The sequence below is a fragment of the Streptomyces sp. NBC_01296 genome (genome assembly GCF_035984415.1).
GTDB lineage: Bacteria > Actinomycetota > Actinomycetes > Streptomycetales > Streptomycetaceae > Streptomyces.
The window spans coordinates 6,006,656-6,030,615 of record NZ_CP130720.1 but is presented as its reverse complement, the minus strand read 5'-3'; the positions used below and the strand labels follow the sequence as shown (position 1 = coordinate 6,030,615).

The window sequence follows — 23,960 nt, the reverse complement described above, 5'->3', positions numbered from 1 at the left end:
AAACCCCGCTCCACGCGCCCGCCAACCAGCACTAGAGAGGCCGTCATTGGCCGTCATTGGCCGTCGCCGGCCACCCTCCGACGGCCCAGGGACGGCCCAGACCTGACATGAGCCCAGCGGCCCCCAGCAGCGGATGGACCACCCGGCCTCTTGGCGATCCCAAAGACCGGGGCGATTGTCAGTGCCCCCTGGCAGTCTGGTCGTCAGCTGATCGGCACCATCGGGAGGGATCCGGAGTTGGATATCGAGAAGGCGCTCAAGGGCTGGTTGACGCCGGAGCAGTACTCAGCGGCAGTAGCGGCGGAGAGGGAAGTCCTGGCGCTGGCTGGTGCAGGGTCCGGCAAGTCGCGGGCGTTGGCGGGAAGGGTCAGCCACCAAGTTGCTTCCGGGGCCCCGCCCGAGTCGATCGTGGCGTTCACCTTCAGCGAGAAGGCGGGTGAGCAGATCAAGACCCGGGTCGCTTCCGCTCTTGAGGAGTGCGGTCTGGATCCGCTTCTGGTAGGCGGCATGTACATCGGGACCATCCACGCCTGGTGTCGTCGGGTGCTCGGAGACATGGACGCCCGGTACCGGCAGTTCGACGTCCTGGACGAGATGCAGTTCCGGGTCTATCTGATCTCGCGCTACCCCAAGCTCGGAATCAACGCGCTGCGCGACGCGCACCCCACCGCGAAGGGCCATCGGCGCGGCTACTTCGAGGCCCTCAAGCAGCTCGGCCGCGCCTGGCAGATGATGAACGACGAACTGCTCGACCCCACCCAGGTGGCGGCAGAGGACGCTGAGCTGGGGGCCGCCCTGGAGCGTCTTCGGTCCAACATGGAGAAGGACCACTTCATCGACTTCTCGCTCATGCAGCGCCTGGTCGTCGAAGCCCTTGAAGCCAACGACCCCGGTGCCGTGCGGGCTCTCGTACCGCTGCGGCACGTGCTGGTGGACGAGTACCAGGACGTGAACGTCGTGCAGGAGCGACTGATCGGACTCATGCACCAGCACTCCGAGACGCTGTTCGTCGTCGGTGACGACGACCAAGCGATCTACGGATGGCGCGGCGCCGACGTGAACAACATCCTTGAGTTCGACAAGCGCTATCCCAACGCCTCAGTACACAAGCTGCTCACCAACTTCCGCTCCACATCCGCGATCGTGGAGGCAGCAGGCGACTTCGTGGCCCAGGAGGTGGGTGCCATGCGCCTGCCCAAGGCTCTGAAAGCCCATGCCGACCGCAGTCCGCGCGAGTTCGCCGTGCAGCAGTTCCCCGACCGTCAAGCGGAGGCCGCGTTCGTCGCCGAGCGCATCAAGGAACTCCTCGGCTCGGAGTACGAGGAGTCCGACGGAACTCGCCGGGGGCTCACGCCCGCGGACTTCGCCATCCTCATGCGCTCCACCAACACCGATGAGCAGGACGGTACGAAGCGCCACACCGCCTACATCAACGCGCTCGACGCGCGGGGGATCGTCTACGACCTTGACGCCGGCGGCCAGCTCTTCGACCGCGCGCAGCCTGCCGCAGTGCGCAACGCCTTCGAGTTGCTGCGTGAGAGCTCTCCTGACCGCAACGATGTCGATCGGCTCTTCCATGCCGAGCTGTCGGTCGCATTCCCCCTGGCTGACCTGGGCCGCGTGCGACGCGTGTTCGCCGACTGGGGCCGGCGTATCCACACCCCCGTCTCCCCCGGCACTCCCCGGCAGCGGCTGTTTCCGCAACAGCTCCTGCACGACATGCTCGAGGCGCTGAACGTTGCCGAGAGCGGCTTCGACGACGGTGTGATGACCGACCTGGGTACCTTCAGCCGCATCCTGCAGGACGTGGAGATGGTGTACATCTCCATCGACGGCAAGTCCCGATTCGGTGAACTGCTCAACTTCCTGCAGAACGTCGCCGGCGACGGCTACGAAGCGGACAATCAGATGATGACCCGGCCCGACGCCGTGTCCGTCTCGACCGTCCACAAGGCCAAGGGTCTGGAGTTCCCGGTCGTCTTCGTGGTCGACGTCGAGCACCTCCGTTTCCCGGGGCGCCGCCATGGCTACGACGGCTGGATGCCCGCCATCCTGATCCAGCAGGCACTCGACAACGGCTCCTACCACTCAGGCAACCCCGACCAGGCTCGTCTCTTCTACACCGCCCTTACCCGAGCCGAGCGCTACCTGTACGTCACCGGTTCCGCGCAGCTGCCCGGCGGCAAGCGCCCGGCGCGGGTCTCTCCCTTCGCCGCCCGGCTCACCCACCCGGAGATTCGGCGCGACCTTCTGGAGCCTGGTGCTCCCCCGCTCGTGACACCGCCGCCGGCCACGCCTCGCAGGCGCGGTGACGAGTCCGTGCTCCCAACGACCTACTCGCAGATCCACACCTTCATGCGTTGCCCCCACGCCTACAAGCTCAGCGTGGTTCACGGCTTCTCTCCGCCCATCCCGGAGCTGTTCGGCTTCGGTCGCGCAGTACACGCTGCAGTGGGGAAGCTCCACCAGACCTACGACAAGAGCTCCGCTCCCACCCCTGACGAGGCGCGGCTGATCGCCGAGGAGCTCTTTCACCTCAAGCATGTCGCTCCGAGCTCCGACCCGATCAACCGTCCTGGTGCCTACGAGCGGGCTCTGCAGAAGTCCTCTGACATCGTCGCCGACTATGCCGCGGACTACGCGGAGGACTTCGAGACCAAACGGCAGGTCGAGCTTCCCTTCGAGATCCCCGTTACGGGTGCCGTGATCTCGGGTTCCATCGACCTTCTTCTGAGCATCGACGGCTCGGACAAGATCAAGGACGCAAAGGTCGTCGACTTCAAGACCATGAAGGGTGGCCCGGAACCGGTCAACAACCCGGACCTCCATTGGGAAGACCTCTCCCTCCAGGTGCAGCTGTACGGTCGAGGTGCCGACCTGGTCCACGGGGCTAACGCTCGGACGGGCGCGGTTCACCTCCTCAAGGACAGCCAGCGGATCGAGGTGCCGGTCGACTCCGACGCGGTGGACTCGGCAGTCACCAACGTGGAGTGGGCAGTCGGCCGGATCACCGACGGTGACTTCCCGCAGCGCGCTTCCGCGAAGAAGTGCGAGGGCTGCGACTTCTCTCAGATCTGCGGGCAGAAGGTAGAATCCTTCGCTGCCACGATCAAACCGCCGGAACTTCACCTGCCGGATGGCAAGGGCGGGACGCTCTTCCAGCACATCGCCGCTTTCTCTCAGACCGGACCTGGAAACTAAGGTCAGAGGATCCCGCCATCCCCCTGTGGGGCCGCCCTTCCGAACGGCGGCCCCACAGGCATGTTGACAGGCGTTGGAGGCGACACCTCGACGCGCATCCGGCAGGCACCCTCCGGCCCCGCCTCAACAGCCCGCAGCTGCTGACACTGCCTGCCAACGGCTCCGGAGGCCCCGTGCGTCTCACGCGTTCCAGCAGGTTAGAGGCTTCCCCGTACCTGATACCTCACGGGGCGTCCACGAATAGGCCGCGGCTCACCCGGCAGGATCTCTGCCGGCCTTCACTCCATTACCTCAGCGGGGCCGTTGTACCGACTAGTTGGCTGAAACAGCATCGCTCCCAGACCCAGACCCAGGCGCGGGGACTGACGCATCATTCCTAAGGCCCTCCACTCGCGCTAGGAAGTCACGGTGTGCTCGGAGAGTGTCGTCAAGTAGTTCATGCCAACCCCGAATCGCGATGCGATGGTCATTTCGCATTGAAGACATCGAGACGCTGCTCAGCTTGTCAGTGTGGTCGGCGACGAAGGTGAGCTTCCGGATTGGGAACTGCATACCGAGCGTCGGATTCTCGTTTAGGAACGTGTCGAGGTCGTGCAAGTAGTTGACCGCCCGCAGGTACTCTGCGTCGGTCAGGTGGTAGTTCATGCGCTTGATCTCGACAATCCACAGTGTGCCCGAATCGTGGAGTAGCACGAAATCCGGCTCCCTGCGATGCCGATTAATTGCCGATGTTACAAGGGCTACTCCTTCTTTCTTGAAGTACCATGCTTCGAATGACTTGCGAACCCGTTCGAGTGACTCGTTCATTCCGAGTGGAGTCCACTCGGGTGCCATCAACCAAGGAGCCTGCTCAAGAAGTTCTTGGAGAGGTTGTTCGAGAGTCGCCCCATCTTCAATGAGTGAAGTAAGGCGATTGACGACCTCAATCCGTTCGGATGCCACCTGCCCTAGTGAATACATCTCCGCGATTCGGGCTTTCTGGAAGAGGCCCAGGATGATGTCTAGGGGGCTGTCCGCAACTTCAGATACCTCGTGAAGCGCTTCGAGGAGAGCCTTGTGTGGCCCAATGGTTTTAGCGAGTTGAACGATCTTCTCGACGTGTTGGGGGTCTGATACCGATTCACGGTCGCGGTCGGAAACTAGAAGCCGCGCCGCCTGCTTTACCGACTCCTGATATTGCTTGTCCCCCGGAGCCTCTTCCGCCAGGCGTTCTTCCAGCCCCGACGCCTGCTCGAAGTCAGTCCAGGTCTGCTTCTGCAATGCCGTCTTCCCGCGCTTGGCCAGTTCGCGAATCACGGCTTGCCCCCACTTCTTCAGCGCATCGCCTACCTCCGAACTCCAGATAATATCCTGGCGATCTGAACGGATCAGGTCCTCATTTTGGTCCAGCCACTCTGCGTGAATCTCCCCGACCAAATACGACCGGATGCTGTATTCTCCATGGAATCCAGATCCGATCATGAAGTCACGCGTCTGCGCAACGATCTTTCCGCGAGAGAAGATTCGGATGCCAGCCATGGCTTCATCCTTGTAGGGCTTGCGCGTGTATGCGAGCCACCCGGAAATCGGAAGCTTCTCTCCGGATTCTGTCTCCACGCAGCGATCATCGAGGATCATTTTGGTGTCGTCCAAAATATCGATGGCGAGTTCGCCGAGATGGAGATTCTCCGGGATCAGCATCTCCTCGGTGTTGCACAGTTCGACATCCCAGTCGATTCGCTGAATTCCGAATCGCGCCGACAGTTGTCGGTGAAGTTCTTGGCCGCTCGGCACCTTCTTGCGACGGAAGTCTCGAAGTTTGATGGTCGTACCGTGATCGGGGGCCCATGTCCCGTTCTGTGGGCCAGGAGTCGGGTGATATACCGTATCCGTGTCGTCAAGAATCTCGTTCAGAGAGAGGATGAGGTGGGCGACCTCGTAACCCTTCTCGGTCTTGACTCCGCCTGCCGTGATTACCTCTACCGTTTCACAAATACCGAAAGGGGCCAGCTTGCCGATGCCTTTCCTTCCCATGACCGGCCTGTTCTTGTCTCGGGATGAATCTTTTCCGAAGCGCTTTCGGCGGTCTGAGCCTACGGTGAGGTAATTGCTGTTGACTTCCTCTGCCGTCATGCCGTGCCCGTCATCCTCGATCAAGATCTCGTACGGGCCTACCGGAGCGCTTCCCGGCTTGGCCGCCAAGAAGACGCCCCAGGGGAGACGTACCTTCACGTGCTCGGCGTCCGCGTCGTACGCGTTCGCGATCACTTCGGCCAGAACGGCGGAGACCCTGTCGTACATCTTGATGCCGAGTTTGTCCACTGTGAGGCGACTGATCCGCATTGCGTATGGCTTGCCAGGGTCTGCCGCGAGGGTGGGCTTGACGGTGTCGTGGCCCCCCGTCGCCTGTGAGGGGACTGCGTGGAACAGCATCCCGTCGTTGGCAGTCGGGTCGTCGCCCTCGTGTGTGTTGTTCTGCGTCATCGTGCCCACCCCTCCCGTGAACGACCTGCATCTTGAAGTGATGCTCGGTCACCGCTGGTGCACATAGTGTGATCCACTGCCCATCAACGCGCCAGGGAGACTGGTGCATTGACACTCCCTCAGGGCTAAGATCGCTGCATGTTCAGACCCAGCGCCATCGACCTCTTCGCTGGGGCCGGAGGCGCTACTAGGGGACTGCGCGACGCCGGCCTCAACGTTCTCGCTGCTGTCGAGAATGACCCTGAGGCCGCGGAGACGTACCGCGCGAACCATTCACGAGTTCGCCTATTTAGGGCAGACATTCGAGAGATCACCCCCGAGATGCTTCTTGAGTCAGTCGGGTTGCAGCGGGGGCAGCTCGACGTTCTGAAGGCATGCCCGCCGTGTCAGGGGTTTTCGACTCTGGCTAAGGGGGAAGTTGATCAGGAGCGTAACGACCTCGTACTCGACGTAGCGAGGTTCGTTGAGGGCATGCGGCCGAGGGTTCTTCTGCTGGAGAACGTTCCCGGATTGCGGCGTGATGCTCGCCTCGCGGAGCTGTTGCAGCGGTTGGCTGCCGCGGGGTATGTGTTCCGGGCGGACTCTCTCGACGCCACGGCGTTTGGTGTCCCGCAGCGGCGGAAGAGATTCATCCTATTTGGAGTTCGCGAGGATCTGAACTTTCCCGGCGACGGTGGCATCCTCGACCTACTGCCAGCCTCCTTTGCCACATCGGCTCGAACGGCTCGTCATGCCCTAGGGCACCTGAAGCGTCATGCTCGTGATGGAGATCCACTCGACGTTCACCGTGCGAGTAACCCTGCTGTGCGCAGTCGCATTGAGTCGATCCCAATAGGAGGCAACAGGTTTGATCTGCCGGAAGAGCATCAGTTGGACTGTCACCGCAAGCTAAAGACGCGGTCCGCGGCGAGCTCCTACGGCCGGATCAAGCTAGACGAGCCAGCGCCAACGATGACGACTCGCTGCACAACTCCCGCCTGTGGTTCATTTGTTCACCCAACTGAGCATCGAGGGCTCACTCTTCGGGAAGCTGCTACATTTCAGACCTTCCCGGTGGGGTACGTATTTCACGGCTACTACGGATCTATCGAGCGTCAAATCGGTAATGCAGTGCCTGTCCGCATGGCTAAAGGCCTCGGACTCATCGCGCTTGAGATTCTGCGCGGGGCGAAGGAAGCCTGACGATCGACTCTGGCTGGTGTCCCACCCTGGCCTGCGGTTACGCGTGAGCAGGGGCCGACGACCGTGGTGGCCTGTGGGTGAGCCGCCCACCAACGCCCCAACCGGCGGCTGGGCTGTCGCCGGCTGCCAGCATTGGTCACCACTGTGCGCCCTCCCACGGCCCGGAGGGCGCACACTTCCCAAGTCTGTTGGTCCAGATCAGGGTGATATTCGGGGGTGTTTTCCCGCGTTCGGGGGCGTTCAAATCTGATGGGTGGCTGGCCTGCGGACTGCATGCGAACTCCGACGTACGGAGGTGAATGAGACGGAAACTGAGACGATGCGCTGGCTCCCAGGGGTCTCATCCGATCTTGTCGAGGCTGCCTTCCACGGTCTGGTGGCGCCCTGCTCGCGTAATGCCCGAGTAGCGGAAGCTGAGGGTCTCAGGACCCTCCAGCGTGATGACGATTGAGCCTCCGGGTAGACAGGGACCGCCGTCGATGCGTTCGCCGAGTCGAAGGGTCTTGCCGCTGGCGGACTGAAGGCGCACGGTTCCCCAACAAGGACCCTTGGCGATTTCGTAGTACGTCTGGCCAACTTCGGAGTTAGTTCTGCCATCCCGCAGCGTGAGAGTGGTGCGATATTTCGCCACCTGTCCGTTGCGCTCTGTGGTTACTCCCTTCCAGCTACCCACAAACGCCGACGGTACGGCGCTCACGTTGTCGCTTCTGGCGTCGGGCTTGTGGTAGGTCACGTAGAGGGTCACGACGCCCCCGATCACTACGGGGGCTACCGCAATGATCAAGTTTCTATGCCATTTCTTCACTCCTTCAGAGTGGGCCCTGACCACACTCAACGCGCTCCTGGTTGCTGCGTCCGAGCGATGGCCCCTTGCGCGGAGTCGACGGCATTAGCCACAGTGCGCCCCGCTGTCATCCCGTCTGCCGTCGACCCACACGGAGTGATAGCAGAGCAGGCTTCTGGGGCCCAGGTGGAGCGCCCCTGCTGGACGAACGACCTGGGCCCCAGAAGCCTGCTCTGCTATGGCTTGCCTGGGTCGACGGCAGGCGGGATGACAGCCCCCACCCCGAACCACAACGCACCCGCGGCCGCACGGCGGGCCCCCGCATCCCGGAGCTGGCGCGCCCCCGCCGGAGGCATGTCGGTGAGGGATGGAATCCGCGGCCGTTGGGGCTCGACTCATGCCCTTTGGCCTATCCCGCTGGAGGGGCGGGCGTCGGCGCAGCGGGGGCGGAGCGGGCCGAAGGCAGGAGCGTCGCCCCGAGCGGAGCCGGGAAGCCCGCCCGGCGGAGCGGAGCGCAGCCGGGTGCTTGATGAGGTAGAGAAACTCTTACCGCAATGCCTTCTTGCTGCCAGCATCCACCTGCCCACCAGCTTGGACGGCTGGCTCCCCCGCCCGCGGGACGCTTCGTCGTGCGACGCTTGGTTCAGTTGTTGGCGGACAAGGAGATTGAGTGACGGAGCAGGCAAGCCCTCGCGGGACCTTCATGAAGATCGCTGACCACATGAAGGGGCGGATCACTACTGAACCCGCCATGGCCGAGCTGCCTTCGCTGGCGGAAGTCATGGATGAGTACAGCGTGAGCCGAGGTGTGGCCCTCCGCGCCTTCAAAGTGCTTCAGCAGGAAGGTCTAGCCGTTCCAGTGCCTGGGTCGCGTTGGCGCGTCGTACGTGCCGGGACACGCATGGATCGGCGACCGCTCTCCGAGAGGATCGCCGAGCTCATTACGGCTGAGGGACTAGAGGTGGGGGCACCCTTCCTGAGCGCAGGGGAGCTCAGCGCCCGCCTGGGAGCGTCGCGCCCCACCATCAGCAAGGCACTGGCCCAGTTGGAAGTCGCCGGCCTGCTCACCGAAGGGGGGCAGGGGAAGCGCCGCTCCGTCCGAGCCTTGCCGTCACAACAGGAGGACTTGAAGTCTTGACCACCGCCACGCTCACGGAATGGGCCTATCCGCTCGCGGAGTCACTGCTGGCCGAGCCGCTGCCCCGCCGCTGGAAGCACTGTCTCGGCGTCGCTGAGCGGGCGCGCGCCATCGCGGAAATCCTGGGGTCGGATGCCGAGCTGCTGGAGGCTGCGGCCGTTCTGCATGACATTGGGTACGCGCCCGACCTGGCGAAGACGGGGTTCCACCCCCTCGACGGTGCCCGCTACCTCCGCAGTGTCGGTGCTGACGAGCGCGTCGTACGGCTCGTCGCCCACCACTCCTGCGCCTGGATGGAGGCTGAGGCTCGGGGTCTGCGAGAGGAGCTGGAAGCCGAGTTCCCGCGTGAGGAGGAGCACTTGGCGGATGCGCTCTGCTTCTGTGACATGAACACCACGCCGGACGGGACTCCCACGAACCCCGTGGACCGAATCAACGAGATCGCAGGTCGCTACGGGCCCGACAGTCTGATCGGGCAGTTCATCCGGCGCGCCGAACCGGAGATCCTGCTGTGCACGGTTCGCGTGCTCACCAGGGTCTCCGAGGCGAAGTCCACCGCAAATCAGCCGATGTAGGGCGTGCCCTGGGTCGCGTCAAGGGCGTGCTGGATCCGGAGCCGCATCGTCGAGTGGATGTCGAGGTCGGCCAGGTCCGCTGGGGGCACCCAGCGGACCTGCGTCGTCTCGCTGCTCGTGCGGATCTCCCCGCCCACCGGCCGTGCCCGGAAGCAGATGCTGAACTGCTGTCGCGCCTCGCCGTCGTCGTAGAGCATTACGTGTCCGGGGTCGGTGTAGATGCCGGACAGGTCGAGGACTTCAGCCTTGATGCCTGTCTCTTCCCAGACCTCGCGTACGACGGTGTCACTGATGGACTCGCCCACGTCGTGCCCGCCGCCGGGGAGGGCCCACCGGCCGTTGTCGGAGCGCTGGATCATCAGCACCTCGTCGGCATCGTTCTGGACGAGGGCTACGACGGAAGGGACGACGCTGTTGGCGGGCGGTGCGTCGGGGTCGTGAAGGTAGTCGATGCGTCCCATGGTCATGCTCCCGTGAAGTCGTGGTCGGTCACCTGGCGCGCCCGCCCCCAGGTCTGTTCGATGCTATTCGCGTACGTGTCGAAGAGGCCGCCCCCAGGGAGCCGCCGTAGGTGGAGAACCGGGGCCAAGTAGGCTCCGATGCCGTACACATGGGTGTTCACGAGCATCTCGTCGTCGGCGCGAAACAGCGAGTTGTACAGCGTCGCGTCGTGCAGCCGGATCCCGATGTCCGGGTGGCTGGCGAGTAGTGGCCGGTAGTTCATGAGGGCATTGCGGATCTTGCCATCCATGATCCTGTGCCCCTCGTCGATACCGCGCTGTCGGACGGCATCGCATGCGGGATCCCCGAGCAGGAGTCGCACTTGGGCGTTGTCCGACACCTTGCTCTTCAAGATCTTGTGAAACTCCGGGTCCTCCGACAGCCAGAGTCCCGCGTAAACGAGCACGTCAACGTACGTTTGGGCATGGTCGTACATCTCGCGCCACAGCCCCGCCGGCACCATGTGCCTGTGGGGGTAGACGGTCACGATTTCGGCTTTGCTCAGGTCGGTGGACGACTCGACCGCCCGTTCGTCGTCCCACAGAGTGGTGACGCCGACGCCCAGCTCAGCCGCTACGGCGTACTGGTGGCGCCGGTACGGGACTTTGCCCTGCGTGATCCAGCGTTCCACGGTCTTCGCGTTGACGCCGATGGCATCGGCGAGTTGCTGGATGGTCGTCCCCTTCGAGAGCAGGGCCGACCGTAAGCGCTCGTTAGGCATCTACACCCCCGGTGGGACGTCTTGGGAGCTCTTGACGGTAGCCAGAACGCCCCGACGTGTCCACGCGTGGGGTAAACAACGCCCCTGACCTGGCGCGATTCTGATGAGGCGCCAGGAAGTCCCGGCGCGAAGCAATGAACCTCCGCGGATCTGCTTGACGCCAGTCGATGCAGTACCTGTAATAGAGGTACTGCATCGGTTCCGCGAGGAACGCGGAGCGAAGCCTTACCCCTGCCATGCCTGCTCCGGCTGGTCCCCGTGCTTCACGCACGGGATCCCTCTGGGTTTCCACGTCCAGTCGGGAGCGCCTGCGTCCTTGACAACTGAAATGTGTGGTCACCGCCTCCTGTAGCTGAAAAGGCGGTCAGCGCGGCAAAGGTTCGCGCGCTCAACTCCCGCAGCGTCGTGCTGCGGCCGGTTGCCTCCCCTGCCCGTCCGACGCTTCGGCGTCGTACGGGCGGGGTTGAGGGGAGCCGGGGCCGGTTCGTCCGGCCGGTTTCACATCGTCTTCGCCTGTTCTCGTCTGGAGTTCTCGTGCACGCTGCAACGTTCGCTGCCGTCTTCGCTGCCCTGTACGTCGCTCACAGCGTGGGCGACCACTGGGTGCAGTCCTCCTGCCAGGCCGCCGACAAGGGCAAGCCGGGCTGGACCGGCCGCCTGGCCGACACCCGCCACGTGGTCGGGCTGACCGTCACCAAGCTGGTCGTCCTGCTGCCGGTCGCCTTACTCCTCGACCTGCACCTCACCGCCGCCAGCCTGGTGGTCGGTCTGGGCGTGGACGCGGTCACCCACTGGTGGGCCGACCGCCGCTCCACCCTCGCCTGGCTCGCCAAGGTCACCGGCAAGAGCGAGTTCTACAGCCTGGGCACTCCCGCCCACCCCGTACACCCGGCCACCGCCGCCGGCACCCCGGCGGCCCACCTCGGGACCGGCGCCTACGCGCTGGACCAGTCCTTCCACCACGTGTGGCTGCTGGCTGCCGCGCTGATCATCACCACCGTCTGACCCACTCCACCTGCCAAACGCAGTGCAGCCCCCGGCGTTCCCGCGCCGAGGGCTGCTGAGCCGTACACCTGCTAGGGAGAACACGACTCATGAACCACATCGCTGCACTTCAGGACGTTGTTACGCCGTGGTCCGACGGTTTGGAACCCTCGGACTCGGAGCTGAACGAGATCGAGGCCGAGATGCCCGTGGTCCTGGCCGAGGTCGAGTTGCTGGACGCGCTGATCGTCCTGCTGGACCGGCTGGCGTCTGAGTTCGACGCGCGCCGCCTCCGCCGGGCCCACAACCGGGTGCTGACCGCCCGCCGGGACGCGGCCAACCGCGGCGCCGGTACGCAGGCCTCGGGGGACGCGGCATGAACGAGCGCACCGAAGCGGCCCACGTCGACCTGCTGGACGCGATCGTGGAGGCACTGCACCTGCCGCTGCCCTCGATCGCGGAGGCGGACGAGCGGCTCTACTACCGGCTGCTGGCGCGCCGGGCACTCGCCGTGCGGATCGTCATCGAATCGAACCGCGCCGTCAGCCGAGACCCCTGGCTGGCCGCGGACGCGATCCGTACCCAGACCGCTGAGGATCCCGTCACCTATGCCCTGTTCGAGGCCGAGCAGGACGGGGGCGAGTGGTGACCGGCCGCCCGCTGACGGGAGTCCAGAGGTTCGTCCTGGGCGCCGCGTTCGCCCCGATGCTCGCCACGGGCGCGGCCGGTGGCTACGGCACCTACTCCAACATCAAGGGCTCCTACAACTCCGGTACCGCCCTCGGCGCGGTCGCCGCGGGCGAGGGTGCGACCGCGGTCCTGGCGCTGGTGTTGCTGGGGCTGACGATGCTGGGGCAGTCCTCCCCTGCCGTGGTCCGCGCCGGGCTGTGGGCCCTGCCGGCCGCCGCATCGGCCATGTCCGCCGTCGCCGCCCCCGACGGGCCCCGCACCGTGATCTACGCGATCACCCCGCTGGGCATGTCGGTCTCGGCCGAGGGCATGGCGTTCCTGGCCCGCCGGATCGTGGTGCATGTCGACGGCCGGGACGCCGAGGCCGAAGCGCGGGCGGCGGCCGTGGTCCAGTCCCTGGCCTACCACCGCGCCCGCGCCGCCAACCACCCCGACAAGAAGATCCGCAAGCGTTCGGACCGGGCGTCGTGGCGCCTGGCCCGCAAGGTCGGCACCGCCGACACCACGCTCGGGGCCCGGCTGTTGGACGTCCAGCGGGAGCGGATCACCACCGGCGCGGACGTCGCCCTGGGCGACATGTTCGCGATCACCGTCACACCCCCGACCCAGCCCGTCACGGGTGGCCGTGACGCCGTCACGGCAGCCGTGACTCCCGCCCTCCCTCCAGTACCCGAACCGGGTTCCGGGGAGAGTCCCGTCACGGGTGGGCGTGACGGGGAAGACACGCAGGTCAACGACCCGCTGACCGGCCTGGACGGGGAAGGCGTCACGCCTGCCGTCACACCCGTGACGCTCGACCAGCTCGCCGCCATCGCCGGGGTCTCCACCCCGCTGATCGGTGAGCCGCTGACCGACGAACAGATCGTGGTCGTCCTCAGGTTCCTGCGCTACTCCGCCGACCCGCCGCTGTCCTACCGGCAGACCGCCGCCGCGTTCCGCGAGTCCGGATTCACCGGCGGCGAAGCCCGGATCCGGGGCGCCTGGGCCACCCTCATGGCCCAGGAAGAGAGCCCCCGATGACCACCCGCTACTCCTGGCGCCTCGCCCCCGACGGGCTCGCCACCCGCCGACAGCTCCGCACCCTCGGCCTCCGGCCCGGCGGCCAGGACGTCGCCGCACAGGTCGAGCGGCCCCGCCGCCGACGCGGACCGCTGGTGGCCTACCTGTACCGGATCGACCTGGCCCGGCCGGTGCGGCCGATGACCGCCCGCAGGGCCGCTGCCCTCGCGAAGGCCAATGCCGCACGCCGCTGGTGCCCGGCCTGCCGACGTGATGCCGGGTACGTGATCCCGGCCTCGCTCGGCATGTGCGTCCCCTGCGCGGACACCCCGCGCCTCGCCCCCTGAACACCCTGACTCTTCAAGGAGTTCCAGTGACCTCCCAGACCTCCACCACCACCCCGGCCGCCGCGCAGGGCTCCCACATGTGGGTGCTGACCCTGGAGGTGCCCGGGCGGGGGATGACCACGCAGTACGGAACGTGGACCCCGCCCACCGGCGCCACCCGCTGCGACGTGCTCGTCGCGCTCCAGGGCCACATCGTGGCCCAGCACCCGGAGATGTCCTCCGCCAACACCGTCTTCTTCAGCCTGGAGCCCAACCAGCTCTAACCCTGCGCGGCCCAAGCCCTGGAAGGAGGGAGCCGCCATGTCCGGAATCGACTGGGACGAGGAGTTCACCCGCATGAACCCCGAAGCCCCTGAGGAGCCCAGCACGTCGTCCAAGTTCTCCGTCAAGATCGGAAAGCTCGGCGGGGTCCGCCGCAACACGGCCGCGCTCGCCGTGTGCGGCACCATCGCCGTCCTTGCGGTGTGCGGGACGGTCGTGGCCGTCACCAGCATGCAGGGCGAGCAGGCCGCCCAGGACCGTGCCCGGGCGAAGGAGAAGGCCGCGAACACGCTCGTCGAGGCGCAGGCCGACAAGGAGCGGGCGCAGACCGAGGAAGCTGCGGCCAAGACCCTCTACGAGCGGGAGCTGGCCGTCTACCTGGAGTGCATGAAGGTCCGGGCGGCGGCTGTGGCCAAGGCTGCCTCGTACGAGGTCGCGAAGATCCCCGCGTGCGCCGCCCCGACCCTCGGCGGCGGTGCGGCCCCCAAGGCGCAGGAGTCCACCGGCGCCGGCGGCTCCATCACCTCCAGCCCCTGGCTGTGGGTGGCGCTCGTCGGCGGCGGCGGACTTATCGCCTACAAGAAGCTCTCCGCACCCTCCGGTTCCGGTGCGGTCACCCCCGCGAACAACAAGGGATTCACCTTCGAGAAGGGTGCATGAAATGACGCTCCAGTTCTTCGCCCTGGCCCTGTTCTGCTGGGCCCTGTTCTTCACCTTCAAGAAGACCAAGGGAAAGCAGATGGCGATCTGCCTGATGCTGATCGTCTCCGGGATCTTCCTGCCGTACACGCCGTTCAGCACCGAGATCCGCAGCACCCTCGAATCGGTCTTCAACACGGCGAACACCACGGTCAGCAACATCGGAACGTCACGCTAGGCGATCTCCCGCACTGGTTACCGGTTACCGGTTACAGGCCACCGACGCCCGTTCGGACCCACCTGAGGGGCCCGAACCCCCGTCCACAGGACCTGTAACCGGTAACCGGTAACCGCCCATCAACTACACAGTGTTATCGAAGGAGGGTCGTGGAACTCCTCGTTCTCCTCGCCATCACCTACCTCTTCGGCGTCGACAACACCCACGGAAAATACGAGCAGGCGGGCATCAAGAAACCCCCGCCGAAACCGAAATCCAAATGGTCTCCGACCAGGGCGCCGGACACCTTCCGAAACGCCGCCTACAACGCCGCTGCGAAAACGCATTACGGGCTGCTCGCAGGTGCCCACTGGGCCGGGGGCCTCCGGGATGGATGGCGTTCCGCCTACCTCAAAAAGCCGGACACTGGGCCTTCCGGTTCGCCTTCCGCCGAGCCTCCGCCGGGGCCCTCTGCGCCTACTGCGGGGGCCACCGTGCCGCCGAAGCCGACCACACCCCCGACGGTCCCGCCGCCGAAGCCGACCACGCCCCCGACGACGCCGCCCACTCCGCCCGCCGCCGCGCCGCCAGCGGGGCCGACGATCCCGCCGCCCGGCACGATCCCGCAGCCCCGCACCGTCACCCTCCCCGACCAGATCAGGAAGGACCCCGCGATGCAGCCCAACCCGCCCGTTCCGCACACCGCGACCGTCGACGCCAACGGCGTCCACGTCACCACCGCCGCCGGGAAGACCCGCACCTACAGCGGCGGGGAGGTCATCACCCTCACCCAGGTCATCGACCTCGCCGAAGGCGCGGCCACCCTGTGCCAGACCAGCTCCGACACCTGCCTGGAACTCGTCGACGAGTCCACGCAGCTGGCCGCGGACTGCGACGTCCTCATCGCCGAGATTACGGACAAGGACGTCGGCGAGAACCTCATCGGCAAGTGCGAGCACCTCAAGGAACAGCTCGACCACCAGGCCGCCGCCGCCCAGAAGCTCCACGACCAGATCCAGGGCGGTGAAGAAGCCTGCCGGACCGCGTCCGCGAACGCCGAGGTCCGCCACGGCCAGATCTTCCGGGCCGTCGCCGACTCCCCCCTGACCAAGCCCGCCGAACGCGACTTCTACAACGCCCGATAGACGAGAAGAGGCCCTGGATGTCTGCCACCGAATCCCTCAAGGACGCCGCGACCTACGCGGCCCTGCGCACCAAGTTGGCCTGGCTCACCCACCAGGTCCACGTCCACGCCGACACGGTCACCCAGCTCGCCTCCGATGTCGACGAGACCGCCGAGCAGATGCAGGACGCCTCAGAAACGATGAAGGCGCTGGCCGTCGACGGGGCCACCATCGCCGAGTTCGCGGACGCGGCCCTGACCATGACCGGCGCCAAGGACGCAGCGGGCGCCTACACGGCCGCGGCGGACGGTGCGGCCGCGGCCGCCGACGACGCGAAGACGACCGTGGAGAGCGACCACGGGGGCATCGCGGATGCCGTGGACACCTCCCCCGTCGAGATGGCCGAAGCCGCCTTCTACGCCCAGCAGTAAGGAGAGCAGGACCATGGGGCCGACCCGAGCACAGTTCATCCAGTACGCGCCCGCCGCTCTCGCGGTGGCCTCCGCCACCGCTGGCCCCTGGTCCGCCCTCGCCGCCGCAGCGGCCGGAGCGGGGGCGTGGGCCATCGACGCCTCCGTCCCCACGCTGCGCTCCCTGATCGCCTGCGGGATCACGGCCACCGGGTGCGGCATCGCCGCGCACCAGGTCCTGGCGAGCGGCATGAACCCGCTGTTCGCCCTCGGGCTCGCAGTCCCGGCCGGAGCGGCCGTCCTGGCACACCACCGCAACACGGCCAGCGGGCTCCCCGCGCTCCCCGCCACGACCACGACCGGGCAGACCTCTCAGGCGCAGCTCATCACCGCCTGGTGGAAGGAGTTCATCTCCGGCCCGACCCAGACTGAGGGCCGCAAGCTCATCCAGGCCGGCGCAGGCCTCGCGCACCTCGTCCTCGACGTCGGTGAAGACCACGCGTCGTTCACCGGGGTCATCACGCTGCCGCAGGGCCAGCAGGTGAGGGTGAAGGCCGCCGACATCGCCGCCGTCTACCAGATCCCCGTCTCCCAGGTCGAGATGGGCGACCCCAAGCACTACGCCCCGAACGCGCTCCCGATCACCGTCCACCTCAAGAAGCCGTCGGCAGCACCACAGATCGCGGCCGCCGGCGCACCCGCGACTCCCGAGGAGCTGTGGGCCGCGCACGTCGCCGTCCCGGAAGGAGCGATGCCCGGCACCACCCTGACCCTCACCCGCTACGACGGCCCTCTGGACTGGGAGGGGATCGCCACCCGCGCCCGCAGGGCGATCGGAACGGTCAACATCCACGACCTCGCGGGGAACCTCGATCTGGAGACGATCCAGATCGCCCTCGCGCCCACCGACAAGCCCTCGCAGATGGGGGTGCGCGTGATGCGGGAGCACGCGCTGATGCACGGCACGATGCTCTCCTCGGTCGTGGACGAACTGGCCATGGACTCACGCGGATACGTCCGCCTGGGCACCTACATCGACGCACGCGCCGCCCTGGTTCCCCTGGCGCAGCCCGGTTCCGGCGCCCGCCACCTCTACCTCGTCGGCGGGTCCCGTTCCGGGAAGTCCGGAGTGCTGGAGCAGGTTCTGCTCTCCGCACACAAGTCACGCATCGCGGTGATCCTGTCCTCCCCGCAGGCCGGAACCATCGCCGGAGCAGGCCTGGCCGCCTACTGCGGCGACGGCCTGGACGAAGCGATGGGCGCCCTGCGCCTGGCCTACGCGATGATGCTCGACCGCGAAGCCCGCTACCGCTCCCCGGCCTTCCCCTTCACCGACCCGCTGATCCTGATCGTCATCGACGAAGCGCACATGCTGCTGTCGGTCTCCTCCCAGTACCACGCGGAGGCCAAGGCGATCGTCGAGCAGATGACCCGCCGGTCCCTCAAGCGAGGGATCGGCGTGGTCCTGGCCACCCAGACCCCGCTGGCCGAAGACCTCGGCAACTCCTCGATCATCCGCTCCCAGCTCCTGATCGGCGGCGGCGCGGTCTTCCTGCGCTGCGCCAAGGGCCAGGGCTCCCTCGTCGGCGCGAACGCGGTCGAAGGGGCCGAGGGCATCGACCTGTCGAAGATCCCCCCGCAGTGGCCGGGCCAGTACGCCAAGGTCGCCGACCGGGACATGAGCGGCCTGGACACTACGGCCGTCGCCAATCCCGAGGACGGCACCTTCGGCCTCGGCTACCTCCTCACCCCCGGCTCACAAGCCGTCCAGTTCCGCTCCCTGTACCTGGACGTCCCACCCGCCTCCCTGGCCGGAAGCCAGCCTCCCGTCGCCGTCGAGCACTGCCAGGCCTGGCAACACCGGGACGCGATCACACGCACCCCGATGGTCGACCAGCGAGGCAAGAACCTGATCGGCAGCCTCGCCGACCTCCTAACCAAGGCCCAGCAGAGCCCGCCTGTGCCGCACCAGCGGGCCCAGACCGAACCCGCTGGCCCCGCCGGCCCTTCGGACGGACAGGAGCTGATCAAACCGCGAATCCTCGAACTCCTGCGACAGGAATCCATCCCCATGACCGCCGAGACCATCGCCCGAAAGCTGGGCACGTCCGCGAAGCACATCAAGCCGCGCCTGTCCGAGCTGAAGAGGCGCGACGAGGTCACCAACGAGAACGGACTGTGGAAAGCCGCATGAACACCCGTACCCAGACCCACTTCACCCCCGTCGATCAAGACCTGTACGCGAAGGCATTCCAACTCCTCGACCCCACCCCGGAACCCGTCACCCCCGCGGCCCCCGCCGCCCCGGCACCGGTTTCCCTCATCCTCGCCGCCGCCCCGCCCATGCACCGCCCGGGCGCCGTCGAGAAGACCCTCACCGACGCGCTCGCCTTCCTCGACACCCACGGCTGGGCCAAGCACCGCCTGATCCACCCCGAAGGCGCCCGCTGCTCCATCGGCGCCCTGCGCGCAGCGGCCGGCACCCGCAACGCCGCCTACCGGGACGCAGGCAACCTCCTCCTCGACGAAGCCCGCCACCAGCACGGCAACCAGTGGGAGTCGATCCCCTCCTGGAACGACTCCCACACCAGAGCACAGGTCCGCAGCGTGTGGGAGGCCGCCATCCGGCGCGCCCACCACATGAACATCTGACCCGGCTGGAGCTGCCCGTGTCGTTCTCGTTCACCGACCCCAAGCCGAACAACGAACCCTCCTTCTCCTTCACCGGGCCGAACCCGGCGGACGTGGAAGAGCAGCTGAAGGCGATCGCCGACATGGCACACGAAATCCTCCGCCTCGTCGCCGAGGTGCGCAGGCAGATCAGCAACTGAGCGCGCCGGGCAGCAGTCACGACCGACCCGGCCATCCTCGCCTCTGCCGCCTGGGCCCCGGCCTGGCGGCGGCAGGCTGCAGCCGACCTCATCGCCGTCGGCGCCTTCGCTCCCCTGTTCTTCAAGACCACGAGGGGAGTAGACGGCAGCGCGGCGCCGGTGCAGCACATCACCCAGCATGTGACCGCGTCCGGGATGTTCGCCCGCGCCACCGGAACCATCAACCACCACTGAAAGGCCATCCCCGTGGAGCAGGACCAGCCGCCCCTGTCCCAGCTGCTCTCCGGCGCGGCCGCCCTCCTCGTCGGCAAGCGCACCGTCCGCTGCCCCGAGCCCGGATGCCGAGTGAACGTCCGCTACCGCGCCGTCACCCCCGACGAAGCCGAGCAGCTCATCGACCTGGCCACTGATCACACCCGCCACTGACGACTTCGCCCCAGGGCCAGCCCGTCACCGGTGGTCCGCGTACCGGCAGCACCTCATACGCGACGGCTGGCGGGAGGCTGTAAGTCATTCCGCATCAGCCGTTGCAGCGAATCCAACTCCGCGAAGAACGGCTGTATGACCGCCTGATACTCAGGGGTCTCGAAGGTCACGCCATCGGAGGCAAGCATGTCGCGAGCTTTCCGAAGCTGGTGGTAGATCGGCACGGCGGCCTCGTAGATGTGGTCCGGCGCCGCAATCGCCAGCTCTCGTAGGACGGACTTCGCGTCCGAGTTGTGCGGATCGCTGAGAAACGCGTCGTGGATGGCCTGCGTGCGAGAGGGCCCATCCTCCAGCCGTGCGGCAGCCATCGTCATACGGCTGTGGGCCTGAGCCAGCGCCATCAGAAACCGCACGTAGACGACTCGCTTCGCTTCCGCCCACTGCTGTTGCTGTGCTCGCCGAGAACGCAGGACGTCGGTGATCAACGTGGTCCCGATCCCAAATAAGGCACCAACTGCCGCAATTGCCAGAGTCCCCCACCCCATGTGCGCAGCGTACGAGCTCCGTCACACCGGGTCTAGGTGGTCTCGTTCCAGACCGCAGCAATGCCGAGAGCGGCCCCCTCACGCCAATGACCGGGGCCGCCCTCATCCACAACCCGCAAACCGACCTGTGGAGGTCACCAGCATGACCCAACCCACCGACATCCGGCGAGACCACGACCGTCCCGCCTTACTCGACCTGTTCTGCTGCGCCGGCGGAGCGGCGATGGGCTACCACCGGGCCGGGTTCGCGGTCGAGGGCGTCGACATCACCCCCCGCCCCCGCTACCCGTTCCCCTTCCGGCAGGGCGACGCCCTCACCGTCCTAGCCGCCCTGATCGAGTCGGGGGAGATCGCCGCGTACTCGGCGATCCACGCCTCCCCGCCTTGCCAGGGCAAGTGCGCCCTGACCGTCGGCACCAACCGCGCCATGGGCTGGGGCGGCACCCACAAGGACCTCGTCGCCCCCACCCGCGAACTCCTGGACGCCTCCGGCCTGCCGTACGTGATCGAGCAGCCCGACGGCAAAGCTGACGTCCGCAAGGACATCAGCCTGTGCGGGGAGATGTTCGGCCTCGGCGTGCTGAGGCACAGGAACTTCGAACTCGGCGGCTGGACCGCTGCCCGGCCCAAGCACCTGAAGCACCGCGGACGGGTGCGCGGCTGGCGCCACGGCGCCTACTACGACGGCCCGTACGTCGCCGCCTACGGATCCGGCGGAGGCAAGGCCACCGTCCCCGAGATGCAGACAGCGATGGGCATCAACTGGACCGACGTCCGCGAGGAACTGACCGAGGCCATCCCCCCGGCCTACAGCGAGTGGCTCGGCCGCGCCTTCCTCACCCGCACCCTGTCCTGGGCGGTGGCCGCATGAGCGACCTTCTGACCGCCGCCTTGGCCGTCGCCGAGCGAGGTTGGCCGGTGTTCCCCCTCCGGCCCGGCTCCAAGGCACCCGCCCTGCACCGCGAGACCAAGTGCCCCCGCACCGGTGCCTGCACCAGTGGGCACGCCAAGCCCGAGCAGCGTGCCACCACCGACCCCAACCGCATCCGCACCGCGTGGACCCACGCCCCGTACAACGTGGGTCTGGCCACCGGCCCGGCCGGGCTGGTCGTCATGGACCTCGACCCGCCCAAGCCCACCGATCCGCCCGGCACCCTCAGCGGCGCGCAAATCCTCGAAGGACTCTGCCGCGCCATGGACAAGGAGGTACCGCCCACGTACACGGTGACCACCCCGTCCGGGGGCCGCCACCTGTACTTCACCGCCCCGGCCGGGGTCGCGATGCGCAACTCGCAGGACATCCTTGGCCGGCACATCGACACCCGGGCCTGGGGCGGGTACGTCGTCGCCCCCGGCAGCACCACCCCCGCCGGCGCATACACGGTCACCGACGAACGGCCCCTGGCACCGCTTCCGGCCTGGCTTCAGGCCAAGCTCACCGCCTCGCCCCAGATCGTGGCCCGCCCGCTCCGCAGCCACAGTGCGCCCCCCAGCGGCAGCCGCCGGGCCTCCTACGCCAGCGCGGCCCTGCGCAACGAGGAACAGAACGTCTCGGACGCGCCCGAGGGGGAGCGGAACAAGGCGCTGGTCAGGGCCGCCCGCGCTCTGGGGCGGCTGATCGCGTCCGGCGACCTCGACCACGCGGAGGTTGAGGACGCTCTTAGCAGGGGGGCGGAATCGGCCGGACTTCGGCCGTACGAGTACCGCTCCGCGATCACCAGCGCCCTCAACTGGTCCATCCGCAACAACAGCGGCAGCCGGAGGACCGCATGAGCCCCCGCGGACATGCCCCCGCTAACAGCCCCACCCTGACACCCTCCGGGGCCAGCCCCGCCGAACCGGCCCCCGCCCCGGCCGGGAGTGGGGCGCCGAAGGTCGTCGCCGAAGGCGTCCCTTCAGTACTTCGCTCTGACCCGCACGGCGACGACGGGCGCCAGCCCGTCGCCTGGCTCCGCATCACCGCACCCGGACGCGGTGTCACCCCGTCCGCCCGGTCCTGGTGCGCCTGCGGCAGGGACCTGTTCGCCGCAGGACAGGCTCGCGCCCTCGCCTTGATCGCCGACCACGAGCAGCACCGCGAGCTCTGCCCCCACATCACGCCGCAGGAAGGGAGGAAGGCCGCATGAGCGCCGAGGCTGATCTGTGGGAGGGCTTCGAGGCCCTCGACCCGCAGGACATCACCGGGCCCGCCTGGGACGAACCCATCCCGATCAAGGCCCGCCCCGCCCTGCCGACGTTCCCCGTCCACACCCTGCCCGCCTGGCTCGGGAACATGGTGAGCGGTGTCGCGGAGGAGACGCAGACGCCCGTGGACCTCGCCGGATGCCTGGCGCTGGCGGTCATCGCGACGGCCGCCGGCGGACGGGCCAAGGTGTGCGTGCGCGGGCACTGGCGGGAGCCGGTGAACATCTACACCGCAATCGCCCTGGACCCCGGCAACCGCAAGAGCGCTGTGTTCGACCTCATGGTCCGCCCGCTCCTCGCCGCGGAGAAGACCCTCATCGAACTCTCCGGCCCCGTGCGGGCCGAGGCCGAGACCACCAGGCACCTGGCCAAGTCCGCCGCCGACAAGGCCGCCCAGAAAGCCGCGGCCGCCGAACCCGACAAGAAAGACGCCCTGACCGCCGAAGCCATCAGCCTGGCCCAAGCGGTGGAAGAGATGACCGTTCCCGCCGTCCCGCAGCTGGTGGCGGACGATGTGACCCCGGAGAACGTGGGCACGCTCCTGGACCAGCAGGGGGGACGCATCGCGTGCCTGTCCGCCGAGGGCGAGCTGTTCGACATCATCGCCGGCCGCTACACCGGCAAGCCGAACATGGGCATGTTCCTCAAGGGCCACGCCGGAGACATGCTCCGCGTCAACCGGCAGGGCCGCGAAGCCCAGCACATCGACGCCCCCGCCGTGACCGTGGGCCTCGCCATCCAGCCCGAGGTGCTCGACTCCCTGGCTCGGATCGACGGAGCCGACGGGCGCGGGCTCCTCGCCCGCTTCCTATACTCCAAGCCCCTGTCCCTGGTCGGCAGCCGGAACCTGTCACCCGCCCTGCTCGCCGAGGAGACAGCCGACACCTACACCCGCCAACTCGCTGGTCTCACGCTCGCGCTGGCCGGGATGACTGATCCCGCGATCCTCACCCTGACCCCCGAGGCAGACGCGGTGATGCTGGCCTACCAGAAGGTCACCGAGTCCCGGCTCGGCAAGGGCGGGTCGTACGAGTCCATCGTGAAGTGGGCGTCCAAGAGGGACGGGGCCGTCGCCCGCATTGCGGGACTGCTGCACCTGGCCACCCACCCCGAGGACGGACGGCACCGGCCGATCGAGGCCGCGACCATGGACGCCGCCACGGCACTGGGCGACTACTTCACCTCCCACGCCCTGGACGTCTTCGACGCCATGAGCGCCGACCCCGCCCAGCACGCGGCCTACAACGTCCTGACACACCTCCGGGCCAACCCGGCCGCCAGCTTCTCCAAGCGGGAGCTCTTCCGGGCCCTGCCCCGCGCGGACTTCCCCACCATCGCCGACCTCCACCCCGCCCTGACCCTGCTCGAAGAACACGGCTGGGTCCGCCAGCAGCCCACGCCCCCACGCAACGGCCGGGGCGGCCGTCCGCCCTCCCCCCGCTACGAGACCCACCCCCGCATCACACGCGGAGCCTGACAGAACCCCCAACCCACTGACAGAACTGACAGAACTCCCCGACTAGCACCCTGACCTGCATAAACACCCGTGATCGCGATCGTGACAGAACCTGGTTTTAACTCGACAGAACTCCCCGCCCAAGCCGCAGAGTTCGTGACAGAACCCCCGCCCGGGAGGTTTTGTCGAGTTTTAATTCAGTTCTGTCAGAGATCGCGAGCACGACGAAACCGCAGGTCAGTGCCCTGTCAGCGAGGTTCTGTCAGTTCTGTCACGGGATCC

At 67.2% G+C, this 23,960-nt stretch carries 27 protein-coding genes; 22 read left to right on the top strand and 5 right to left on the bottom strand.

Going from position 1 to position 23,960, the window contains the following annotated elements:
- Positions 1–150 precede the first annotated feature (150 nt).
- The gene (locus OG299_RS27490; protein ID WP_327362931.1) at positions 151–3,201 is read left to right on the top strand and encodes an ATP-dependent helicase; all 3,051 of its coding nucleotides are present in this window, start codon (positions 151–153) and stop codon (positions 3,199–3,201) included.
- 312 nt (positions 3,202–3,513) lie between these two features.
- On the opposite strand, the gene OG299_RS27485 is transcribed toward OG299_RS27490, so the two are convergent.
- Complete coding sequence (locus OG299_RS27485; RefSeq protein ID WP_327362930.1) at positions 3,514–5,664, bottom strand: ATP-binding protein; 2,151 nt, start codon at positions 5,662–5,664, stop codon at positions 3,514–3,516.
- A gap of 138 nt (positions 5,665–5,802) precedes the next feature.
- On the opposite strand from OG299_RS27485, the gene OG299_RS27480 reads away from it, so the two are divergent.
- Positions 5,803–6,846: a DNA cytosine methyltransferase gene (locus OG299_RS27480; RefSeq protein WP_327362929.1), complete on the top strand. Its 1,044-nt coding sequence runs from the start codon at positions 5,803–5,805 to the stop codon at positions 6,844–6,846.
- 340 nt (positions 6,847–7,186) lie between these two features.
- Here OG299_RS27480 and OG299_RS27475 read toward each other — a convergent pair whose 3' ends face one another.
- Entirely contained in the window at positions 7,187–7,591 is a 405-nt protein-coding gene (locus OG299_RS27475) for a hypothetical protein (RefSeq protein WP_327362928.1), read from the bottom strand.
- A gap of 709 nt (positions 7,592–8,300) precedes the next feature.
- On the opposite strand from OG299_RS27475, the gene OG299_RS27470 reads away from it, so the two are divergent.
- Positions 8,301–8,768 carry a MarR family transcriptional regulator gene (locus tag OG299_RS27470; RefSeq protein ID WP_327362927.1) on the top strand — a complete coding sequence of 156 codons (468 nt, stop codon included), beginning with the start codon at positions 8,301–8,303 and terminating at the stop codon, positions 8,766–8,768.
- Positions 8,765–9,343, top strand: a complete 579-nt coding sequence (locus OG299_RS27465; protein ID WP_327362926.1) for an HD domain-containing protein — start codon at positions 8,765–8,767, stop codon at positions 9,341–9,343. Before OG299_RS27470 ends, OG299_RS27465 begins: the two co-directional genes overlap by 4 nt.
- On the opposite strand, the gene OG299_RS27460 is transcribed toward OG299_RS27465, so the two are convergent.
- Positions 9,331–9,804 carry an NUDIX domain-containing protein gene (locus OG299_RS27460; RefSeq protein ID WP_327362925.1) on the bottom strand — a complete coding sequence of 158 codons (474 nt, stop codon included), beginning with the start codon at positions 9,802–9,804 and terminating at the stop codon, positions 9,331–9,333. The two genes, OG299_RS27465 and OG299_RS27460, sit on opposite strands and share 13 nt — an antisense overlap.
- A 2-nt stretch (positions 9,805–9,806) precedes the next feature.
- Positions 9,807–10,565, bottom strand: coding sequence for an XRE family transcriptional regulator (locus OG299_RS27455; protein ID WP_327362924.1), 759 nt, complete (start codon positions 10,563–10,565; stop codon positions 9,807–9,809).
- 534 nt (positions 10,566–11,099) lie between these two features.
- Here OG299_RS27455 and OG299_RS27450 point away from each other — a divergent pair.
- The 14 genes from OG299_RS27450 (at position 11,100) to OG299_RS27385 (ending at position 19,493) form a co-directional block, all read left to right on the top strand.
- A complete protein-coding gene (locus tag OG299_RS27450) occupies positions 11,100–11,570 on the top strand; it encodes a transcriptional regulator (RefSeq protein WP_327362923.1) in 471 nt (156 codons plus the stop codon).
- 89 nt (positions 11,571–11,659) lie between these two features.
- Complete coding sequence (locus OG299_RS27445; protein ID WP_327362922.1) at positions 11,660–11,929, top strand: DUF6284 family protein; 270 nt, start codon at positions 11,660–11,662, stop codon at positions 11,927–11,929.
- Positions 11,926–12,198 carry a hypothetical protein gene (locus OG299_RS27440; RefSeq protein WP_327362921.1) on the top strand — a complete coding sequence of 91 codons (273 nt, stop codon included), beginning with the start codon at positions 11,926–11,928 and terminating at the stop codon, positions 12,196–12,198. The genes OG299_RS27445 and OG299_RS27440 overlap by 4 nt, the downstream gene beginning before the upstream one ends.
- 56 nt (positions 12,199–12,254) lie before the next feature.
- Positions 12,255–13,259: a hypothetical protein gene (locus OG299_RS27435; RefSeq protein ID WP_327364603.1), complete on the top strand. Its 1,005-nt coding sequence runs from the start codon at positions 12,255–12,257 to the stop codon at positions 13,257–13,259.
- Positions 13,256–13,585, top strand: a complete 330-nt coding sequence (locus tag OG299_RS27430; RefSeq protein ID WP_327362920.1) for an RRQRL motif-containing zinc-binding protein — start codon at positions 13,256–13,258, stop codon at positions 13,583–13,585. Before OG299_RS27435 ends, OG299_RS27430 begins: the two co-directional genes overlap by 4 nt.
- 26 nt (positions 13,586–13,611) lie before the next feature.
- On the top strand, positions 13,612–13,848 hold the full coding sequence (locus OG299_RS27425) for a hypothetical protein (protein WP_327362919.1): 237 nt from the start codon (positions 13,612–13,614) through the stop codon (positions 13,846–13,848).
- 37 nt (positions 13,849–13,885) lie between these two features.
- On the top strand, positions 13,886–14,506 hold the full coding sequence (locus OG299_RS27420; RefSeq protein WP_327362918.1) for a hypothetical protein: 621 nt from the start codon (positions 13,886–13,888) through the stop codon (positions 14,504–14,506).
- Between the two features lies 1 nt (position 14,507).
- On the top strand, positions 14,508–14,723 hold the full coding sequence (locus OG299_RS27415) for a hypothetical protein (protein ID WP_327362917.1): 216 nt from the start codon (positions 14,508–14,510) through the stop codon (positions 14,721–14,723).
- A 473-nt stretch (positions 14,724–15,196) separates the two neighbouring features.
- A complete protein-coding gene (locus OG299_RS27410) occupies positions 15,197–15,847 on the top strand; it encodes a hypothetical protein (protein WP_327362916.1) in 651 nt (216 codons plus the stop codon).
- Positions 15,848–15,864: 17 nt separating this feature from the next.
- Positions 15,865–16,257 (top strand): hypothetical protein, encoded by a 393-nt coding sequence (locus OG299_RS27405; protein WP_327362915.1) that lies wholly within the window; start codon positions 15,865–15,867, stop codon positions 16,255–16,257.
- Between the two features lie 13 nt (positions 16,258–16,270).
- Positions 16,271–18,430: a hypothetical protein gene (locus tag OG299_RS27400; protein ID WP_327362914.1), complete on the top strand. Its 2,160-nt coding sequence runs from the start codon at positions 16,271–16,273 to the stop codon at positions 18,428–18,430.
- Positions 18,427–18,888 (top strand): DUF6197 family protein, encoded by a 462-nt coding sequence (locus OG299_RS27395; protein WP_327362913.1) that lies wholly within the window; start codon positions 18,427–18,429, stop codon positions 18,886–18,888. Before OG299_RS27400 ends, OG299_RS27395 begins: the two co-directional genes overlap by 4 nt.
- A gap of 17 nt (positions 18,889–18,905) precedes the next feature.
- Positions 18,906–19,067: a hypothetical protein gene (locus OG299_RS27390; RefSeq protein ID WP_327362912.1), complete on the top strand. Its 162-nt coding sequence runs from the start codon at positions 18,906–18,908 to the stop codon at positions 19,065–19,067.
- A 246-nt stretch (positions 19,068–19,313) separates the two neighbouring features.
- A complete protein-coding gene (locus OG299_RS27385) occupies positions 19,314–19,493 on the top strand; it encodes a hypothetical protein (RefSeq protein ID WP_327362911.1) in 180 nt (59 codons plus the stop codon).
- Positions 19,494–19,546: 53 nt separating this feature from the next.
- Here OG299_RS27385 and OG299_RS27380 read toward each other — a convergent pair whose 3' ends face one another.
- The gene (locus OG299_RS27380; RefSeq protein ID WP_327362910.1) at positions 19,547–19,978 is read right to left on the bottom strand and encodes a hypothetical protein; all 432 of its coding nucleotides are present in this window, start codon (positions 19,976–19,978) and stop codon (positions 19,547–19,549) included.
- Positions 19,979–20,180: 202 nt separating this feature from the next.
- Here OG299_RS27380 and OG299_RS27375 point away from each other — a divergent pair, with 202 nt between their 5' ends.
- The 4 genes from OG299_RS27375 to OG299_RS27360 are packed head-to-tail and all read left to right on the top strand — an operon-like array spanning position 20,181 to position 23,699.
- Positions 20,181–20,909 carry a DNA cytosine methyltransferase gene (locus OG299_RS27375; RefSeq protein WP_327362909.1) on the top strand — a complete coding sequence of 243 codons (729 nt, stop codon included), beginning with the start codon at positions 20,181–20,183 and terminating at the stop codon, positions 20,907–20,909.
- Positions 20,906–21,811 (top strand): bifunctional DNA primase/polymerase, encoded by a 906-nt coding sequence (locus tag OG299_RS27370; RefSeq protein ID WP_327362908.1) that lies wholly within the window; start codon positions 20,906–20,908, stop codon positions 21,809–21,811. Before OG299_RS27375 ends, OG299_RS27370 begins: the two co-directional genes overlap by 4 nt.
- Positions 21,808–22,164: a hypothetical protein gene (locus OG299_RS27365; protein WP_327362907.1), complete on the top strand. Its 357-nt coding sequence runs from the start codon at positions 21,808–21,810 to the stop codon at positions 22,162–22,164. Before OG299_RS27370 ends, OG299_RS27365 begins: the two co-directional genes overlap by 4 nt.
- Positions 22,161–23,699 (top strand): YfjI family protein, encoded by a 1,539-nt coding sequence (locus OG299_RS27360; protein ID WP_327362906.1) that lies wholly within the window; start codon positions 22,161–22,163, stop codon positions 23,697–23,699. Before OG299_RS27365 ends, OG299_RS27360 begins: the two co-directional genes overlap by 4 nt.
- Positions 23,700–23,960: the final 261 nt, after the last annotated feature.

What these genes read in the sequence shown, in the direction of transcription:
- OG299_RS27405 (WP_327362915.1), top strand. Translation starts at nt 15,865, where the DNA reads ATGTCTGCCACCGAATCCCTCAAGGACGCCGCGACCTACGCGGCCCTG.
- OG299_RS27440 (WP_327362921.1), top strand. Translation starts at nt 11,926, where the DNA reads ATGAACGAGCGCACCGAAGCGGCCCACGTCGACCTGCTGGACGCGATC.
- OG299_RS27415 (WP_327362917.1), top strand. Translation starts at nt 14,508, where the DNA reads ATGACGCTCCAGTTCTTCGCCCTGGCCCTGTTCTGCTGGGCCCTGTTC.
- OG299_RS27395 (WP_327362913.1), top strand. Translation starts at nt 18,427, where the DNA reads ATGAACACCCGTACCCAGACCCACTTCACCCCCGTCGATCAAGACCTG.
- OG299_RS27360 (WP_327362906.1), top strand. Translation starts at nt 22,161, where the DNA reads ATGAGCGCCGAGGCTGATCTGTGGGAGGGCTTCGAGGCCCTCGACCCG.
- OG299_RS27445 (WP_327362922.1), top strand. Translation starts at nt 11,660, where the DNA reads ATGAACCACATCGCTGCACTTCAGGACGTTGTTACGCCGTGGTCCGAC.
- OG299_RS27430 (WP_327362920.1), top strand. Translation starts at nt 13,256, where the DNA reads ATGACCACCCGCTACTCCTGGCGCCTCGCCCCCGACGGGCTCGCCACC.
- OG299_RS27480 (WP_327362929.1), top strand. Translation starts at nt 5,803, where the DNA reads ATGTTCAGACCCAGCGCCATCGACCTCTTCGCTGGGGCCGGAGGCGCT.
- OG299_RS27400 (WP_327362914.1), top strand. Translation starts at nt 16,271, where the DNA reads ATGGGGCCGACCCGAGCACAGTTCATCCAGTACGCGCCCGCCGCTCTC.
- OG299_RS27365 (WP_327362907.1), top strand. Translation starts at nt 21,808, where the DNA reads ATGAGCCCCCGCGGACATGCCCCCGCTAACAGCCCCACCCTGACACCC.
- OG299_RS27375 (WP_327362909.1), top strand. Translation starts at nt 20,181, where the DNA reads ATGACCCAACCCACCGACATCCGGCGAGACCACGACCGTCCCGCCTTA.
- OG299_RS27485 (WP_327362930.1), bottom strand. Translation starts at nt 5,664, where the DNA reads ATGACGCAGAACAACACACACGAGGGCGACGACCCGACTGCCAACGAC.
- OG299_RS27370 (WP_327362908.1), top strand. Translation starts at nt 20,906, where the DNA reads ATGAGCGACCTTCTGACCGCCGCCTTGGCCGTCGCCGAGCGAGGTTGG.
- OG299_RS27455 (WP_327362924.1), bottom strand. Translation starts at nt 10,565, where the DNA reads ATGCCTAACGAGCGCTTACGGTCGGCCCTGCTCTCGAAGGGGACGACC.
- OG299_RS27420 (WP_327362918.1), top strand. Translation starts at nt 13,886, where the DNA reads ATGTCCGGAATCGACTGGGACGAGGAGTTCACCCGCATGAACCCCGAA.
- OG299_RS27460 (WP_327362925.1), bottom strand. Translation starts at nt 9,804, where the DNA reads ATGGGACGCATCGACTACCTTCACGACCCCGACGCACCGCCCGCCAAC.
- OG299_RS27435 (WP_327364603.1), top strand. Translation starts at nt 12,255, where the DNA reads ATGCTCGCCACGGGCGCGGCCGGTGGCTACGGCACCTACTCCAACATC.